This window comes from Bacteroides sp. 2_2_4 (genome assembly GCF_000157055.1).
Taxonomy (GTDB): domain Bacteria; phylum Bacteroidota; class Bacteroidia; order Bacteroidales; family Bacteroidaceae; genus Bacteroides; species Bacteroides ovatus.
This window is the reverse complement of sequence record NZ_EQ973373.1, coordinates 38,739-57,644: the sequence shown is the minus strand read 5'-3', so window position 1 is coordinate 57,644 and position 18,906 is coordinate 38,739. Positions and strand designations below refer to the sequence as shown.

General features: G+C 43.7%; 10 protein-coding genes and 1 pseudogene. 7 read left to right on the top strand and 4 right to left on the bottom strand.

Annotated features, from left to right (window positions below):
* The 4 genes and pseudogenes from BSCG_RS02075 to BSCG_RS02090 form a co-directional block, all read left to right on the top strand.
* Positions 1-223, top strand: a pseudogene (locus BSCG_RS02075) (pectin esterase); the annotation flags it as partial.
* 93 nt (positions 224-316) lie between these two features.
* Positions 317-1,900 (top strand): hypothetical protein, encoded by a 1,584-nt coding sequence (locus BSCG_RS02080; RefSeq protein WP_004309414.1) that lies wholly within the window; start codon positions 317-319, stop codon positions 1,898-1,900.
* 31 nt (positions 1,901-1,931) lie between these two features.
* A complete protein-coding gene (locus tag BSCG_RS02085) occupies positions 1,932-3,593 on the top strand; it encodes a pectate lyase (RefSeq protein ID WP_008650710.1) in 1,662 nt (553 codons plus the stop codon).
* Between the two features lie 35 nt (positions 3,594-3,628).
* Positions 3,629-5,125: a pectate lyase gene (locus tag BSCG_RS02090; RefSeq protein WP_004309412.1), complete on the top strand. Its 1,497-nt coding sequence runs from the start codon at positions 3,629-3,631 to the stop codon at positions 5,123-5,125.
* A gap of 144 nt (positions 5,126-5,269) precedes the next feature.
* Here the strand turns inward: BSCG_RS02090 and BSCG_RS02095 are convergent, their stop codons facing one another.
* The 4 genes from BSCG_RS02095 to BSCG_RS02110 all read right to left on the bottom strand — a co-directional run bounded on the left by BSCG_RS02095 (position 5,270) and on the right by BSCG_RS02110 (position 14,259).
* Complete coding sequence (locus BSCG_RS02095) at positions 5,270-9,805, bottom strand: two-component regulator propeller domain-containing protein (RefSeq protein ID WP_008777418.1); 4,536 nt, start codon at positions 9,803-9,805, stop codon at positions 5,270-5,272.
* A gap of 165 nt (positions 9,806-9,970) precedes the next feature.
* Entirely contained in the window at positions 9,971-11,719 is a 1,749-nt protein-coding gene (locus BSCG_RS02100) for a pectinesterase family protein (RefSeq protein ID WP_032849845.1), read from the bottom strand.
* 359 nt (positions 11,720-12,078) lie between these two features.
* Positions 12,079-13,050 (bottom strand): pectinesterase family protein, encoded by a 972-nt coding sequence (locus BSCG_RS02105; protein WP_004309409.1) that lies wholly within the window; start codon positions 13,048-13,050, stop codon positions 12,079-12,081.
* Between the two features lie 9 nt (positions 13,051-13,059).
* Positions 13,060-14,259: a glycoside hydrolase family 88 protein gene (locus BSCG_RS02110; protein WP_004320969.1), complete on the bottom strand. Its 1,200-nt coding sequence runs from the start codon at positions 14,257-14,259 to the stop codon at positions 13,060-13,062.
* Positions 14,260-14,560: 301 nt separating this feature from the next.
* On the opposite strand from BSCG_RS02110, the gene BSCG_RS02115 reads away from it, so the two are divergent.
* The 3 genes from BSCG_RS02115 (at position 14,561) to BSCG_RS02125 (ending at position 18,800) form a co-directional block, all read left to right on the top strand.
* On the top strand, positions 14,561-15,967 hold the full coding sequence (locus BSCG_RS02115; protein WP_004301502.1) for a PTS galactitol transporter subunit IIC: 1,407 nt from the start codon (positions 14,561-14,563) through the stop codon (positions 15,965-15,967).
* Between the two features lie 67 nt (positions 15,968-16,034).
* Positions 16,035-16,955, top strand: a complete 921-nt coding sequence (gene kduI / locus BSCG_RS02120; protein ID WP_004324875.1) for a 5-dehydro-4-deoxy-D-glucuronate isomerase — start codon at positions 16,035-16,037, stop codon at positions 16,953-16,955.
* Positions 16,956-17,282: 327 nt separating this feature from the next.
* Positions 17,283-18,800: an MFS transporter gene (locus BSCG_RS02125; protein ID WP_032844438.1), complete on the top strand. Its 1,518-nt coding sequence runs from the start codon at positions 17,283-17,285 to the stop codon at positions 18,798-18,800.
* Positions 18,801-18,906: the final 106 nt, after the last annotated feature.

Here is an 18,906-nt window from a genome sequence, read left to right as displayed (position 1 = left end):
GAAAGAGTATATGGAAACTCCCCTTGCAGCACCTACCAATGTCAATCTGTCGGGAAACACTCTGACATGGGATGCAGTATCCGGTGCTGCCGGCTACCTCATCTTTATGAATGGTAACTATGCAGGGCAAACGACAGACACTACCGTTACACTAACCAACACTGACGAAAGCAATATTTATACAGTGAAAACTGTAAGCCAGTACGGTACAGTAAGCGAATAAAACCAATAAGATTTAATAAAGAGTTCTTTGTCACATCATCAGCAAATATAATGTATGAGACAAAGAACTCTATTTTTTTAAAAGATAATTTGTATGCTCAAATCTATTAAAATGGGATTATTGTGCTTCTGTGTAATCAACCTATCGGTTGCTTGCAGCAGCGAAGACCCAAGTATCACCGATGAAACACCGGGACAGAATACCGGTAACGGTGGTAATGAGAACGAAGGTGGTGAAGAAGAGACACCTGCCGAAACGCGTTATGCCTTTCCGGGTGCTTACGGTGCAGGTCGTTATACTACCGGCGGAGCAGGCGGAGATGTATATATAGTAACTTCGCTTGAAGACAACGATAAGACAACACAAGGAACATTACGCTACGCATTAAATCGCACGGGAAAGCGCACGATCGTATTTGCAGTAAGTGGATTGATAGAACTGAAAAGCCCCTTGAGGATAACCAACGGAGATGTAACGATTGCCGGCCAGAGTGCACCGGGTGACGGTATTTGCCTGAAAGGACATCCCGTATCCGTACAGGCGGACAACGTAATCATCCGTTTCATGCGTTTCCGCATGGGATCGGACAACTTTACAACAGAAGCAGAAGCCGACAGCGGTGATGCATTGTGGGGAAAGCAACATAAAAATATTATCATTGACCATTGTTCGATGAGTTGGAGCACTGATGAATGTGCTTCTTTCTACGATAACACTAACTTTACCATGCAATGGTGTATCATCAGCGAAAGTTTGAATCGTTCGGTACACACCAAAGGTAATCACGGTTACGGAGGAATATGGGGAGGATCACCCGCTACATTCCACCACAATTTATTAGCCCACCACAGCAGCCGTACACCACGTTTATGCGGTAGCCGCTATACAGGGAAACCGGAAAATGAAAAACTCGATTTACGAAATAATGTTTTCTATAACTGGGGACCGACCAATGGTGGCTATGCAGGAGAAGGAGGAAGCTATAATTTCGTGAACAACTACTACAAGCCCGGACCAGTTACCAATACCAAGAAAAATATTGTAAACCGTATCTTCCAACCTAACGGTGATGACGGTACAAATAAAAACACCAAAGGTATATGGGGTACTTTTTATCTGAAAGGAAACTATTTTGATGGCACATGTCCTGAATTGAAAGCCGAATATCAATCTCTGCTTACTTCTGTAAACAATGACAACTGGCAAGGGTTACACCCCAATGCAACAGAAGCCGTTCCTTTACCCGATGGAGGAGAAAAAGCACTTCAGTCAAGTAACGAATTTACTATTTCCGAAGATGCATCCGAATTCACTCAATCGGCAAAAGAAGCTTATGAATCAGTATTAAAGTATGCCGGTGCTTCCTTAAAATATGATGATGTCGATAAACGCATCATAGCCAACGTTCGCAACGGAGATTATACGGCAGACGGCAGCAATGGCAGTGAAAAGGGACTCATTGATAAAGCCAGCGATGTAGGTGGCTGGCCGGAATATAAAAAGGAAACCGGTCCAAAAGACACCGACGGCGACGGCATCCCTGATGAATGGGAGACTGCCAACGGTTTGAACCCCAAAAGTAAGGCCGACGGTGCCAAATATACTCTAAGTAAAACGTATACCAATCTGGAGGTTTACCTCAACAGTCTGGTAGAAACGTTGTATCCCAACAAATAAATCGTCTATATCCCCAAACAGTTAAAAGATAATGAAGCAGAAAATATCTCTATTTTATGTAGCTATTGCATTCAGCATCGCAGGATTATGTACCTCATGCTCTTCCGACGATCCTGTAGATGATACAGGTGGAGGAACAAATAATCCAGGTGGGACATCTTCTGATGTCAAGCAACTGGATTATGGAGAACTTCTTGCTTTCCCATACGCCGAAGGCCACGGTCGCAATACCACCGGAGGACGCGGAGGAAAAGTTTATCATGTGACTAGCCTTGAAGACGACACCAGTGGAAGTATCAGCGGAAGTCTGCGCTGGGCTATGAAACAAGACGGTCCTAAAACGATTGTATTTGATGTGTCGGGTACCATCTATTTGAAATCGGAATTAAAAACCCAGAAAGATGATCTGACCATTGCCGGACAAACATCACCGGGCGGTATCTGTATCGCCAATTACCCATTTACGATTAATTCCAGCAATATCATCATTCGTTTCATCCGTTTTCGCCCCGGAAACTCTAACGTAGACTGCGACGGATTAGGAGGTTGTGACAAACAAAATGTAATCATCGATCATTGTTCAGTAAGCTGGGGAAGCGATGAATGTCTTTCTGTCTATGGTATGCAAAATTCTACCGTACAATGGTGTTTAGCTTATCAAGCCTTACGTGTGACTGATGTAAAGATCAATGCTGCCACAGGTAAATTCGCTTCTCACGGATATGGCGGTAACTGGGGAGGAAACTATGCCTCTTACCACCATAACCTGATAGCCCATTGCGAAAGCCGTGTTCCACGCCTTGGTCCCCGATATACTACATTAGCACTGAACAACAACGATGGAGAGCGAGTGGATATGCGCAACAATGTTTACTACAATTGGGGAGGCGAAGGCTGCTACGGTGGTGAAGCGCAACACGTGAATATCGTTAACAACTACTACAAGCCAGGCCCCGGAACCGATGAAAGCGGTAAAGCAGACCGTGCTTACCGTATCGCCAAGCCGGATGTATATCCGGAAAATTACTCCGGCGAAGCTTACAAAAAATGGCTTCAAACTTGGGGGAAGTTTTATATCGACGGAAATAAAGTGGTAGGCAATACGACTGTTAGCAATGATAACTGGACAAAAGGCGTATTTGAACAAATGGATAATAAAAACTGTGCAACTACGGAGCTTTGGAACCAACATACCCAGATAAAATCAAGTTCACCGGTAGTTAAGACAGGAAATGTAAGAACTCATACGCCGGATGAGGCTTATGAACGTGTGATGAGCTATGCAGGAGCCAGCAACTATCGTGATAAAGTCGACGAGTTGATAATTAGCGACGTTAAAAACAGAAAAGCAAGTTGCACGGGAGATGCCAGCAAATGGGAAGGTCTTTCCGGCTACTCACAAAACAAAAGTGGATATATCAACGACCCGAAAGATGTCTGCACAGCCTTAGGAGTAAGTGATCCCTACGATGTTCTGAAATCTGTAACCAATGCAAACGTGAAAGATACGGACGGTGACGGTATTCCCGACTACTGGGAAGAAGAATATGGTTTGAATCCCAAGAAATCTGCTGATGGAAAAGAAACGACTATTGACAAAAACGGGAAGTACACTAATCTGGAAATGTATCTCAATAGTCTGGTGCACGAAATCATGGTAAATGGTGCGACAGGTGGCAGTGTTATAGAATAATTTTAGTAAATTCAAACCCAAATGATAAATTAGTAATGAAAAAGAATATATTAGCAATCTGTAGTTTGATATTGGCTTTTCCTCTAGTGGGACAAGCCATGCAACCTGCCATTTCGGTTGAAAAAACATCAAAGGACTATCCTACCCCGGATCGTTCCAAAGTTCTCGCCTTCCCCGGTGCCGACGGAGCAGGAAAATATACCACCGGTGGTGCCGGAGGTACTGTATACACTGTTACGTCCCTGGCAGACGACGGTTCGGAAGGGACACTTCGCTGGGCTATCAGCAAGAAAGGTCCCCGCACCATTATCTTTGCGGTTAGCGGAATTATTGAATTACAAAAAGCATTAAAACTCAGCAATGGTGATGTGACCATTGCAGGACAGACAGCTCCGGGTGATGGCATTTGCCTGAAAAACTATACATTCTCTATTCAGGCAGACAATGTTATCGTCCGTTTCATCCGTTCCCGTATGGGAGTCGACATCAAACAAAAAGGTGACGACTCAATGAATGGTACTAAAGCGCACCAAAACATTATCATAGACCACTGCTCCATGAGTTGGTGTACGGACGAATGTGCCACATTCTATGATAACCGTAATTTCACACTTCAGTGGTGCATCATCAGTGAAAGTCTCGCCAATTCTATCCACGAAAAGGGAGCACATGGTTATGGGGGTATCTGGGGTGGACAACCTGCTACTTTTCACCATAACTTACTCGCCCATCACACTAACCGCACACCCCGTCTTTGCGGAAGCCGTTATACGGGTCGTCCGGAAGATGAAAAAGTGGAATTATTCAATAATGTGATTTATAATTATGGCAGTGACGGTGCTTATGCCGGTGAAGGAGGTTCCTACAACTTTATCAATAACTACTATAAACCGGGACCTTTCAGTGCGACAAAAGGTTCTTTCAAACGCTTGTTTACAGCGTATGCCGATGATGGCAAAAACAACAATAAAGCAGGTGTTCATGGTGTATTCTATTTCAAAGGTAACTATATGGATCCTACCTGTCCCAAACTGACCGATAAGCAGAAAGAGGCTCTTTATAAAGTGAATATGGATAACTCTTACGGACTGGTTATCAAAAAGGACTTTGCCACAGAAAAGGAAGTACTGTCTAAAAAAGCATTTGACATAGCCGAACATACTTCTTTGCAACCTGCCAAGAAAGCCTACAAAGATGTTCTCGAGTTTGCCGGTGCTTCATATCGCCGTGACGCCATAGACCAACGCATCGTAGATGAAACTCTCAAAGGCACTTATACTTACGAAGGTTCTCACGGAAGCACGAATGGAATGATTGACCAACCGTCTGATGTAGGAGGATGGCCGGAATATAAATCAGAAACAGCACTTGTTGATACAGATGGTGATGGTATTCCCGATGAATGGGAAAAGAAACACAACCTTAATCCCAATGATCCTTCAGACGGAGCCAAATATACATTAAGCCCGGAATATACAAACCTGGAAATGTATATGAACAGCCTTGTGAATCATCTATACCCTAAAAAATAATTTCGGATAACCAAGATGAGGGTAAATGTATCGGAACTCTCATAAACAAAAAATCACCCTCGCCACAGATAGTTGTAGTGAGGGTGATTTCGATAAAAGGGGAGCTTTGAACATCCCCCTTTCTATTTCTTTCCTTTCCTATTATTATCTCCCCACTCTATCCCGATACTCTGTAGGCGTCATTCCAACCTGTGCTTTAAAGCATTTACTGAAATAACGCGGATCATTAATGCCGACCATATACGAAATCTGGGTCATATTAAATTCTCCGGTTTCTATTAATTGTGTAGCCCGCTTGATACGCATTTCTTTGATAAATTCAATCGGAGCCAATCCGGTAAGTGTTTTCAGCTTCTTGAAGAAGACAGAACGGCTGACAGCCAGTTCCCGAACCAAATCATCTACCACCAGTTCTCCATTATCCATGTTCTGCTCCATCAATTCAATCAATTTATCCATAAACTTACGGTCGTTGGGAGACATTTCGAGAGTTGTAGGTGGAGTTTCGGACACATCTTCTTCAGCAGACGGCATATCCGTAGCCACAGGCACTTCCTCCTGACCGGTAGAAATATTGATATGCATCAGACTATCCCGGTAGAAACTTTGCAGTTTCTTACGCTGCATCAACAGATTTTCCACACGTGCTTGCAGATAGGTAGCACTGAAAGGCTTCGTTATATAATCATCCGCACCATATTCCAATCCCTCCAGTTTGCTTTCAATCGTAGTTTTGGCAGTAAGCAAAATGATAGGTATATGGCTGGTCGTCATATCCGCACGCAGTTCACGCGTCATTTCGATACCGTCTTTTTCAGGCATCATCACGTCACTGATGATAATATCCGGCAGGTACTTCAAAGCCTTGTTTGCCCCCTCCTTACCGTCAGCAGCTTCCACCACCCGGTACATCGGAGAAAATATACTGCGCAAGAATTCACGTAACTCCTGATTATCTTCGACTAACAGCATCAATTCTTTGGAGTTCTCTTCTTTCGCAAATTCTTCCCCATACACATCATCAATCTTCTCCGAATCATCGCTTACCAACGTTTCAGACTGAATGGAAGAATTGGCAATATCCACTACCTGTCCCATTCTTGCCGGAGCATCCGCATCTTCCAGAATAAACTCGGCTTCCTTATCGTAATGTTCTTTTCCCTTGAGGAAATCGACTTTGAAGCAACTCCCTTCTCCCAAATGACTATCAACGGAAATAGTCGCTTTATGCATTTCCACCAACTCTTTCACCAATGAAAGTCCGATACCCGTACTAGCCTGATTGAAAAGATTCTTATCTACCAGATTCTCAAAACGGACAAACAGTGACTTCTTTTTGTTTTCTGCGATACCGATCCCCTGATCTTGCACACCGATAGAAACTGTCTTTTCATCTTCCCGGATAAACATCGTAATCATCTTGCCATTCGGCGTATATTTAAATGCATTGGAAAGCAAATTGAATACAATCTTTTCCAGCTTATCGGCATCCACCCAAAGATAAAGATGTTCCTTTTCGGTCTGGAACAGGAAATCAATCCGATGTTCCTCGGCCACAGCTTCAAAATTATCCATCACCTTACGGACGAAAGGTACAATATCCACCCGCTGCACCTGCATCTTCATCTTCTTATTCTGAATCTTGCGGAAGTCCAGAATCTGATTGACAAGACGGAGCATCCGATTCGTGTTCCGTTCAACCACCACTAACTGTTCGCGAGCATCAGCCGGCAATTTATCATTCTTCAAGACCTGCTCCACCGGACCAGCTATCAACGTAAGCGGAGTACGCAACTCATGCGATATGTTAGTAAAGAAACGCAGTTTTATATCTGAAATCTGCTGTTCGACCGAAACTTCATGCTTCAACCGATAAATAGTAAACAGGATATAAACGGCTACGAGAATAATAATCAGAATAAAAAGAACATAAAGCACATAAGCTACCGGCGTCTCCCAGAAAGAAGGCAGAATAACAATGTTCAGTATACGTTCATTATCCACCCACACACCATCACTATTCGTTGAACGAACACGGAGCACATACTCTCCTTTCGGAAGATTCGTATAAGTCACACTACGCTGCTTGTCGGCAAAAGTCCATTGTTTCTCAAATCCGTCGAGAATATAAGCATACTGTATATTCTGCGGATTAGTATAATCGAGTGCAGCGAAGTGAACGGAGAAAATATTCTCTTTGTGTGAGAGCACCAATGGGTCGGTATCGTCAATATCCACCTTCAACAAGGAGTTATCTCCGGGCGTAATATCCTCATTAGTCACCATCAGTTTGGAGAATACGATAGGTGGGATATAGCTACTCTTACGAATAGAGTCGGGATTAAATATAAAGACTCCCCCACTGGCACCGAAAAGCATACTTCCTTTAGCCGTCAATGTGGAAGCCGCTTCACTAAAGCGCACTGGGAAAGTAATACTACGTTCGTCGTAACTTTCAAAACGTTCTTCAGACGGGATAAATTTACAAATTCCATTCTCCGTACTAATCCATAAATTCTCCTTACTATCTTCGCGGGCAGAAAGCAAGACGTCGGAAGGAAGACCGTCCAGTACGGAATATGATTTGAACTCTCCGTGGCCGTCCTTACTGATAGATATCAGTTTGTTGAGTCCCCCACCGAAAGTAGCCAGATACAGTTCCTTTTTCTTAGTGGAAATAATCCAATGGACATCATTATTACTCAGACTTTGCGTATCGTTCGGCATACGGGAGAAATGATAAAACTGCACATCCTCCGGTTTCTTAAAGTTCTCATCAAAAGCAACAGCTCCCGTAGTTGTACCTACCCACAGGCGTCCATTATTATCGGAAGTAATGAAACGCGCTTTGTAGCAAGGATCAATCGGATACCCTTTCAGATTATTCCGGTGATTGATAAACAATGTCTTTCCTGCTTCATTCTGCGTGATATAATTGATACCTCCGGCAAAAGTAGCTACCCAAATACGACCATAATGATCTTCATAGATACAATACACATTATTATCGCTCAAACTGTACATATCCTCTTCACGATGAAGATAACGGGTCAGTTTATAAGACATTCCGTTGGAAGAAGTCGGCTCGGCACGGACAAGTCCGTCTCCTTTTGTTGCAATCCAGATGATTCCTTTCGAATCCTGAATAACAAAATAAACAGTTCCCAACATGGGAGTACCGGTAGTAGAAACGATGCCGCTTTCGGTCAGGTATCCTTTATAAGCTTTATCGGCATCATACATACGAAGCATACCATCTTTCAAGCCAACCCACAGATTACCCAGTTTGTCTTCGCACAGGGCACGTACCTCATTATGCAATGATTCATGTTCATGCGGCATGGGAGTCATCATCGCAAAAGGTACATTCCGATAAGTCACCTTCTCCAATCCCTTGGAGTGGGTGCAAAGCCATAAATTACCTTGTTTGTCGGAGAAAGCCGAATGAATCTTATTGGAAAAACGCCAGTCACGACTACCCAGTCCATTATAGAAAGGAACCAATCGTTTTTTTTGAGGATCGAAGTAAGAGAAACCTCCTCCATAAGGGTGTACCCAAAGATACCCGTTTACATCTTCATGGATATGGAAGGCCGGACGGGAACGTTCAGGATTACTGTATTCAATAAGAATCTGTTCACGGGTCACCACTCTGGTCGAGGGATTAAAATGGGCTACAACACCCGGTTCTTCCTGCTCGAACCACACTTCCGAAGAACGGTCTACATAAGCAGAAAGGATTGGTTTTGCGGGTAAAGCCTTACAAGTCAGGAATGAGTAATGCACATTTGTTTTGGTCCGCAGGTTATAAGTAAAGAAACCATCCGAATCGGTAGTAATTACAGAAACGTCCGGTGCAACGGGGTGAATGGAAGTGATCTGCCCTTTTGTAGGAAGTTCGATCAACGTAAATTCTCCGCTATCTTTCTGATAAGACCAGATACGTCCCTGATCCGAAGCAAAGCAGATGTCCTTATCCCGCTCCTGTACTGCATAGAAAGCCTGATTCATTCCGCCAAACTTTCCTTTTGTCTCCGTGAAATAGGAATCCGGTTCTTTCTTTCCGGGATGGATCATGCCGAGGCCGTTGTCTGTTAACAGCCAGTCATTGCCTGCTTTATCCTGATAAACTTTGAATACATGTAAAGAGGGAAACAGTTCCGTCTTACTGGAATAAATATCCCATGTCAGGCGATGATTCTCATTTGGATGAGTCAGGATGCGGATAGCTCCGTCATTTTCTGTCAGCAGCCAGACGGTTCCGTTCGGCATCACCTCAATGGTATGCACATTGAAAGCACTCCCCTCCTCTCCGGCAGCAGGTACTTGTTCGAAAGTCTCTGTCTTCGGGTCGAAACGATGGACACGATTATCATAAGTCAGTAGCCACAAAAAACCATAACGGTCTTCATAGATACGGTCTACGCGATTATTGGTCAGACTGATGTAATTTCCCTGACGAGCCTTATATGTTTTGAAGGTATAACCGTTGAAACGGTTGATTCCATCCCAAGTGGCAAACCAAAGGTTGTCTTTGTGATCTTGCAAGATGTTCATCACCGTATTTTGGGACAATCCATCTTCAGTAGAATAGTGGGTGAAAAAACAGTGCTGCTGCGCATGTGTCGAGAACACAATAGCTAGCAAAAGAATTACTGAAATTAAGGTTTTCTTCATCATATAACTAGGTTCTGTGCCGTAAAGATAGAAAAATAGTTGTACTTTTATGCAATCTTTAGCGGCTATTTAACAGAATCGAACCATTCTATAGGACAAGTGATCTATTGTCTTTTATATATCCATTGTTTTTTGCTTAGTAATTCATTTCTTTACATATTCGTCAAGTCAACGTTTCACTGTTATCAGTTTGTTTCCGTCCGCTACCGGACCCCATCCATCTTCGCCTGCCAGTACAGTCGTAATCTCGTATCCTTGCAGGTTTTTCAGTTGTTGGGAGAAAGCGGCACGCGCTTTCGGATTGGCTCCTTCGCCCCGACTCTCATATTCGGCATAGAAGACTGTATTTTCGTTCTCTTTCTTGCCCCAGTTATTCCAACCGACAGGGAGAATGTGTTTACCTAGTTCGCAACGGATAAATACAGCTTGCGCATACGGACGCCAGGGACGAGACAGATATACTTTTGTAGCTTCCGGTTCCGCAGTCAGTTTGCAATCATAGAATACATAGCCATATTTTTTTCCTTTATCTGTAGAGGGAGCGGTGACATAACCATCCCGTTTGCTATGAATGTGACAACGGTTGAAAACAGCCGTAGACCAGCCGAAGATAAAATCAACCGTTCCTTCGATGTAGCAGTCTTCATAATATTGGCGGCTTTGCTTGCTGTATGTATAGAGGGTATCTTGGAAGCCGAGGAAACGACAGTTCTTAAAATAGACACGATCGGCAGACACAAAGCAGGCAACTGCCTGTCCTACGGGACCTGATGAGTTCTCGAATGTGATATTCTCCGCATAAAAATCGGGGGCATAGATGTAACAGCTGGACGAACCGGAAGTTCCCATGTTCTCGCCGAATACATTTTTCTTGTTTGCAAAACCGTCATAAGTCAGTATCGCACCGTCTTCTCCAATCAAAGAGATATTAATCTTGGATTCGGGGATGATGAGCTTCTCTTTATAAGTTCCTTTACGAATCAGGATAGTGGTACGAACGTCTTTGCGAAAATCGGGAACAGCATTGATAGCTTCCTGCACAGTAAAGAAATCACCGCTACCGTCTTGGGCCACTACATAATCGAATTGACGGATATATTTCGCCAGTTCCGGAATTTCCTTGCCGATAGCATCCACTGCCAGTCCGGCAATTGTTCGTGCTCCGTATACGTTTAAGTGAGTATTGTCTTCACGACCTTTCGGGAAAGCCGGCACCTGATTGGGTTCGACAAACATGAATAGTTTCTTTGATTCTACTGGTCCCAGTCCCTGCACCAGGTCATGAGTAATCTTGTTCATGTCGATGAAAGTCACTCCCAGTTCTTTTGCCACATTGCGGGGAGCATCCAGATAGGCACCATGCGTATCGAATAAAACGGTTCCCTCTTTCGGTTGTTCCTTTTCCCCCGGTGTGCGGCGGACATCTTTTGCGATGGCAGCATCCTTCGGCTGTACGAAGTTTCGACGGACGATAGAGTTGAACAACACCGGAATTCCACCTTTGGCGCGGGTTTCATTCACATACCGACGAAGATTTTCATCAAAAGTACTACCCGGATCGGTGTGACGGGTAGAGTCTGCTTTCTCATCATTATGGCCGAACTGGATAAAGACATAATCTCCTTTTTTCACTTTAGAAATTACTTTTTCCCAGCGTCCTTCGCTAATGAAGCTCTTGGAACTTCGACCGTTGGCGGCATGATTGTCTATCCGTATGTCTTCGGAGAAGAATCCGGGAAGTACCATTCCCCAACCACGTTCGGGATTTCCTCCGTCTATTTTCTTGTTAGCCATTGTCGAATCACCTATCATAAAGATAGTGATGACCGGTTTGTCTGCACGAAATGCAGAAAAAAGAATAAGAGCCGTTGCAAGTAGCCCTACCATTTTAACCCTAAGTGTTTTCATATTCTTCATCCCCTCCTACGAGTTTTATTTTTTGTTTTTATCTGCCACCTGCAACGTTTTGCTTGTATCTTACTTGCAATCAACTGATTGCAGCGTTGCAGATACTGTTGCAGATACCGTTGCAGATGTTTATCTGCAACACCTTATATAATCCTGTTTTGCACACAGGCAAATTCAGTTTCCACGCATAGGAACTACAGTTTCCCCGGGAAGAAACGCTAGTTTCCACGTAGAGAAACGACAGTTCCCACATAGGGAAACTGCAGTTTCCTGCCTTGGAACAGGAGTTTTAAGCTAGGGAAAGCAAAGAGCCAAGCCCGGAAACAAAAATTTCAAGCTGCATAAACAGTCGGAAAACCTACGTATTTTTATTTATAGGGATACCAATTACTGCTTTCCTTAAAGATATTTTGCGGAGTATACTTCATTGCCTCCTTATTTGTCAACTGTTTAGCCCATGCCACACGCCCGGAAGTATCTGCGCCCGCACCCGTATTTCCGAATTCGGCATAACGGGCTGTCTTTTCGTTCTCCGGATTCTTCCAATTGTGCCATCCTTCGGGACGGATATGATTACCAAACTCACAATTGATAAAGACCGTTGCCGCATAAGGACGCCACGGACGACCCAAATATACTTTTTTCACTCCCGGAGCGGCTGTCAACTTACAGTTTTTGAAAACATAACCGAATTCTTCACTTTGAGGAGTGGAAGCGGCAGTGATATACGAATCACGTTTACTATGCAGTTCACAATATTCGAATAGAGCGGTGGAAGGGCCAAAAATAAAATCGGTAGTTCCCTCGATATAGCAATTCGTGAATAGAAGGCGCGCTCCTTCGGTTCCTGTATAAATAGTATCCTGATTTCCCAAGAAACGACAGTTGACAAACATCAGTCTGTCACCTTCGGTGTGAAGAGCTACCGCTTGCCCCAGTGGAGCCGCATTATTTTCAATCGTCAGGTCTTTGAAAGTGATGTCATTCCCTTCCACTTTGACCGTATAGGTGCGGAAGGTACCCATCTTATTTATATTAGCATGGTCATCGTAAGTGATAATCGTTTTTTCTGCGCTTTCGCCCACTAATTGCACATTCTTCACCCAGGAAGGAATGACCAGCTTTTCTTTGTATATACCATTCTTGATATAGATCGTCACCGTATAATCCATAAAAGCGCGGACAGCTTCCACGGCTTCCTGAATGTTACGATACTCCCCTGTCCCGTCGCGTGCCACGACTAATGTGTCTTTGCGTTGCTGTTGCTGTGCATAAACAGATGTTGCTCCCACACCCAGTAGAAGCAAACACATCATTCCTTTAAAAATACTCCTTTTCATTGTCGGAAATTACTTTTGTAAACGTTCGTATTCCAAGCTAGCCATAATAAAAGGTCCTACGGCTTTAGGATCGTTATTGCGGATAGTTTCATTAATATAATAGTCATAATCGCCGGAACGATAGACCTTTCCTCCCAATCCTGCCACTGCACAAGCCTTGGTGATGGTTACCAATCCGTTCTTGTCCACTTCGATAAAATTATCCAGGAATCCTTTGTAGCCTTTCAATGCCACATCCAGATAAGACTTATCAATATATCCCAAACGAACCGCCTTAAAGAGCGAATAAATGAACATAGCGGAACAGGAAGATTCTACGTAATTACCCTTATCACCACTCCGGTCCATCACCTGATACCATCCTCCGGTCTTCGGGTCCTGAAGTTTCTTCACCTGCACAGCTACATTATTCAATATATCAAGCAGGGAATCTCTTCCGGCTTCATGCTGCGGAATAAATTCGAGCACATCCACCAATGCCATCGCATACCATCCCATCGCACGTCCCCACGTATGTTTCGACTGTCCGGTCACCGGGTCCGCCCAACGTTGAGTGCGGCTTACATCGCACGCATGACGATAAAGACCGTTTTTAGGATCGTACGTATGACGGGCACAAGTGACAAACTGGTTGATTACATCTGCATAGTCCTGCGGAAGATTATTACGGAATGCATACTCTGCGTAGAAAGGAGCTCCCATGTAAATTCCGTCCAGCCACATCTGGTGGGGATAAATCTTTTTATGCCAAAAACCACCGTCCTCATTACGCGGTTGTCCTTCAAACTGGCTATAAAGCAGGTCGAGCGCTTTCTTATATTTAGGATTCTTGGTCTGCTCATAGATACGGAAAAGGATTTTTCCGGAGTTGATACGGTCGAGGCTATAATCGGTTAATTTATAAGCGGTAATGCTTCCGTCCTCGTGCACCATTGTATCCGCATACGCGATGGCGTAATCACGAATTTTCTTGTCGCCATAAGCGTCGTACACATCGAGCATGGCTCCCAGTTCAAGTCCGTGGCAATAATCCCATTTCAGTTTCGGCTGAAAGTCGAGCTGCCAGGATTCGGGGTAACGGATCATTTCCGATTCAGTCAGTCGCACAGACCAGGGAAGTTTGCTGTCTACCTGTTGTGCCGATACAGAAGCGGTCATTGTAACCAATAAAGCCACTATAAAAAAATTATAAAAAGGAGTTCGTCTCATGGTTTGTTATTTTAAGGATTCAACATAGTCTTTTTTCACGGTACGAAAGTAGTGTTTTTCCTCCAAACCCAGTGGGATTTTTTAGTCAAGTAGGTGCATTTTTTGTTTTTCGTGCACGGAAACGACTAATTTTGTGCACGCAAACGTCAAAAATGTCCATTTTTGATGCAATATCTCATAAATTAAGAGTTTCGTTTTGGAAGAAAGCAAAAAAGGTCTTACTTTTGGCACGGTTTACAACTAATACCCTCTGGGGAAACACAGGTAATTTATCATTAAAACAGAGAAAAAATAGAACAGAATGGAAGAAGTATTTAAGTACATTATCGGTCTTGGAGCGGCAGTAATGATGCCAATCATTTTCACGATTTTAGGAGTATGTATCGGTATTAAACTTCCCAAAGCGCTGAAGAGCGGTTTGTTGGTTGGTGTCGGTTTCGTTGGTTTATCAGTAGTGACGGCATTGCTCACCAGCAGTCTGGGTCCGGCATTAAGTAAAATGGTTGAAATCTACGGATTGGAATTGGGAATTTTCGACATGGGTTGGCCTTCTGCTGCGGCGGTAGCTTACAACACTTCAGTCGGTGCTTTCATTATCCCTGTTTGCTTGGGAGTTAACTTATTAATGTTGCTTACCAAAACAACCCGTACCGTTAATATCGACCTTTGGAACTATTGGCACTTCGCATTTATCGGTGCTATCGTCTACTTCGCTTCCGACAATATCTATTGGGGATTCTTCGCTGCCATCATCTGTTACATCATTACACTGGTAATGGCTGATATGACTGCTCCTGCTTTCCAGAAGTTCTATGATAAAATGGACGGTATCTCTATTCCTCAACCGTTCTGCCAAAGTTTCGTTCCGTTTGCTATTGTAATCAATAAACTATTGGATAAAATTCCGGGATTCGACAAGCTGAATATCGATTCTGAAGGTATGAAAAAGAAATTCGGATTGATGGGTGAACCGCTGTTCTTGGGTATCGTAATCGGTTGCGGTATAGGCGCATTGGGTTGTGCCAGCTGGAAAGAAGTATTGGATAATATTCCGGGCATTTTAGGACTGGGTATCAAGATGGGTGCGGTGATGGAATTGATTCCACGTATCACCAGCCTCTTTATCGAAGGTTTGAAACCGATCTCTGACGCTACCCGCGAACTGATCGCTAAGAAATATAAGAATAACACCGGTTTGAGCATCGGTATGAGCCCTGCACTGGTTATCGGTCACCCGACTACCCTGGTGGTATCTCTGCTGTTGATCCCTGTCACTATTTTCCTGGCTGTTATCCTTCCGGGCAACCGTTTCTTACCGCTGGCTTCTCTGGCAGGTATGTTCTACCTGTTCCCGATGATTCTGCCTATTACAAAAGGTAACGTAGTGAAATCATTTATTATCGGCCTGGTAGCATTGATTGTAGGTCTGTATTTCGTAACAGGACTGGCAGGCTTCTTCACACTGGCTGCTAAAGATGTATACGAAGCAACAGGTGACCCGACAGTAAACATCCCCGCCGGTTTTGAAGGCGGCGCACTTGACTTTGCTTCCAGTCTCTTCTGCTGGGGTATCTTCCACCTTACTTACAGTCTGAAGATTATCGGCCCTGCCATCCTCGTGGCACTGGCACTCGGAATGGCTATCTACAACCGTATCCGCATGACTAGAAACGACGCAAAGAACGCATTGAACAGTAATAAGGAATAAGTAGAAAAGCCTTTAACTGATTATAATAAGTGGTATATAATATATAACTCAATAAAAAACTCGAAAGATGAAAAAATTAGCAATTGCAATGATGTTGGGTATCGCAGCAATGTCTGCCTCCGCCCAGGTGAATTACAAGATGCAAGTGGCTTGCAGTCCGCAAGACGTGAAAACGTATGATACTAACCGCTTGCGCAGTAGCTTCCTGATGGAAAAAGTAATGGTTCCAAACGAAATCAACGTTACTTATTCTATGTACGACCGTCTGATCTTCGGTGGCGCAGTGCCTGCAACAAAAGAATTGGTACTTGAAACAATCGACCCGTTGAAATCTAAATTCTTCCTCGAACGCCGCGAACTGGGTGTCATCAACATTGGTGGCGAAGGTATCGTAACCGTAGACGGTAAAGAATATACGCTGAAATTCAAAGATGCCCTGTACGTAGGTAGAGGCAAGCAGAAAGTGACTTTCAAGAGCAAAGATTCCAGCAATCCTGCCAAATTCTACATCAACTCGGCTACTGCCCACAAAGAATACAAGACTCAATTGATTACTATCGACGGACGTAAAGGTTCTCTGAAAGCAAACTCATTTGCTGCCGGAAAGCTGGAAGAAAGCAACGACCGCGTTATCAACCAGTTGATTGTTAACAACGTACTTGAAGAAGGCCCCTGCCAACTGCAAATGGGATTGACTGAACTGAAACCGGGTAGCGTATGGAACACCATGCCGGCACACACTCACTCTCGTCGTGTAGAAGCATACTTCTACTTCAATGTACCGGAAGGAAATGCTATCTGCCACTTCATGGGCGAACCTCAAGAAGAACGCGTCGTATGGATGCAGAACGAACAAGCTATCATGTCACCGGAATGGTCTATCCACGCTGCTGCCGGAACAAGCAACTACATGTTTATCTGGGGTATGGCAGGTGAAAATCTCGACTACGGAGACATGGACAAGATCAAATATACAGAAATGCGCTAACCGTTGCGTATTCCTGTATGACATATAATTTTTCAGACGCAGATAACGCGGATAGCACGGATCAAAAATAAGAATCCGCATTATCCGCGTCATCTGCGTCTAAAAGATTAGACTCATTTGCTCTTGATTCACAAACTCGTTTATCTTCTTTCTGTATTACCCCCAACGTTGCAAATGATAATGCTATGAGACATTTTTATATCCTTTGAAACAAATAGCATATATAATGCAACGAATAATACATGATTTTGACCAATTTTTACAAATAAAATTCAGTCGAAATACCGACCTTTGTCAACGAAACAAAATCTATTTAAATCCATTATCATGAATGCATTTCAAAAAACAGGCGAAAAGATGACAAACTACAGATGGACCATCTGTGCTATGCTATTTTTTGCTACTACAGTTAACTATCTCGACCGTCAGGTTCTCTCATTGACGTGGGATGAATTTATCAAACCGGAATTCCACTGGGACGAATCTCACTACGGTACTATTACTTCTGTTTTCTCCATTGTATACGCTATATGTATGCTGTTTGCCGGTCGTTTTGTCGACTGGATGGGAACTAAAAAAGGTTTTCTATGGGCTATCGGTGTATGGTCGGCAGGTGCTTGTCTTCATGCCGTTTGTGGTATTGTTACAGAAGCACAAGTTGGGCTTCATAGTGCAGCAGAACTGGCCGGTGCCACAGGAGATGTGGTAGTGACTATTGCTACTGTCAGTATGTACTGCTTCCTCGCCGCCCGCTGTATCCTTGCTTTAGGAGAAGCCGGTAACTTCCCTGCCGCTATTAAAGTAACCGCAGAGTACTTCCCTAAAAAAGACCGTGCTTATGCTACTTCTATCTTCAATGCCGGTGCATCTATCGGAGCATTGATCGCTCCTCTTACCATTCCTATTCTGGCAAAAATGTTCGGTTGGGAAATGGCATTTATCGTAATTGGTGGACTTGGCTTTATCTGGATGGGATTCTGGGTGTTTATGTATGATGCCCCGTCGAAAAGCAAACATGTCAATCAGGCAGAGCTTGACTACATCGAGCAAGATAATCGCGAAGCAGGCAGTGCTCCAATGACAGACGAAAAAGATGAAAAGAGAATGAAGTTCTGGCAATGTTTCAGCTACAAACAAACATGGGCCTTTGTCTTCGGTAAGTTCATGACTGACGGCGTATGGTGGTTCTTCCTTTTCTGGACTCCGTCTTATCTGAATACTCAATTCGGCATCAAAACCTCCGACCCGTTGGGTATGGCATTAATCTTTACGCTTTATGCGGTAACCATGTTATCCATCTATGGTGGTAAATTACCTACCATCTTCATCAACAGAACGGGTATGAATCCTTATGCAGCCCGTATGAAAGCGATGTTGATCTTCGCCTTCTTCCCATTGGTTGTATTGTTGGCACAGCCGTTAGGTACGGTTTCTCCATGGTTCCCGGTTATTTTAATCGGTATCGGTGGTGCTGCTCATCAATCCTGGTCAGCTAACATCTTCTCTACTGTAGGTGATATGTTCCCAAGAACGGCTATTGCAAGTATTACCGGTATCGGTGGTATGGCAGGAGGCGTAGGTTCTATGATTCTTCAGAAAGTGGCAGGTAACTTGTTCGTATATGCTTCCGGAACAACAATGGTTGACGGCAAAGAGGTGGAAATGACGAAAGAATTGCTCGAACAAGGAGCACAATTCGTACACCCTGCCATGACATTCATGGGCTTCGAAGGTAAACCTGCCGGATATTTCATAATTTTCTGCGTGTGTGCAGTAGCTTATCTGCTTGGTTGGGTCATCATGAAGGCATTAGTTCCGAAATACAAACCTATCGTATTGGATTAATTCCATTTCAATAGATACTATCAATAAAAACAAAAGAGTAATCCGTCGCCGGATTACTCTTTTGTTTTTAACCAATTATTCAAAAAATGAAAAATAAAAAAGCCTC

Excerpts from the sequence above, each read along its gene's own strand:
- BSCG_RS02100 (WP_032849845.1), bottom strand. The coding sequence starts at position 11,719 with ATGAAGAATATGAAAACACTTAGGGTTAAAATGGTAGGGCTACTTGCA.
- BSCG_RS02105 (WP_004309409.1), bottom strand. The coding sequence starts at position 13,050 with ATGAAAAGGAGTATTTTTAAAGGAATGATGTGTTTGCTTCTACTGGGT.
- BSCG_RS02085 (WP_008650710.1), top strand. The coding sequence starts at position 1,932 with ATGAAGCAGAAAATATCTCTATTTTATGTAGCTATTGCATTCAGCATC.
- BSCG_RS02090 (WP_004309412.1), top strand. The coding sequence starts at position 3,629 with ATGAAAAAGAATATATTAGCAATCTGTAGTTTGATATTGGCTTTTCCT.
- BSCG_RS02110 (WP_004320969.1), bottom strand. The coding sequence starts at position 14,259 with ATGAGACGAACTCCTTTTTATAATTTTTTTATAGTGGCTTTATTGGTT.
- BSCG_RS02080 (WP_004309414.1), top strand. The coding sequence starts at position 317 with ATGCTCAAATCTATTAAAATGGGATTATTGTGCTTCTGTGTAATCAAC.
- BSCG_RS02115 (WP_004301502.1), top strand. The coding sequence starts at position 14,561 with ATGGAAGAAGTATTTAAGTACATTATCGGTCTTGGAGCGGCAGTAATG.
- kduI (WP_004324875.1), top strand. The coding sequence starts at position 16,035 with ATGAAAAAATTAGCAATTGCAATGATGTTGGGTATCGCAGCAATGTCT.
- BSCG_RS02125 (WP_032844438.1), top strand. The coding sequence starts at position 17,283 with ATGAATGCATTTCAAAAAACAGGCGAAAAGATGACAAACTACAGATGG.
- BSCG_RS02095 (WP_008777418.1), bottom strand. The coding sequence starts at position 9,805 with ATGATGAAGAAAACCTTAATTTCAGTAATTCTTTTGCTAGCTATTGTG.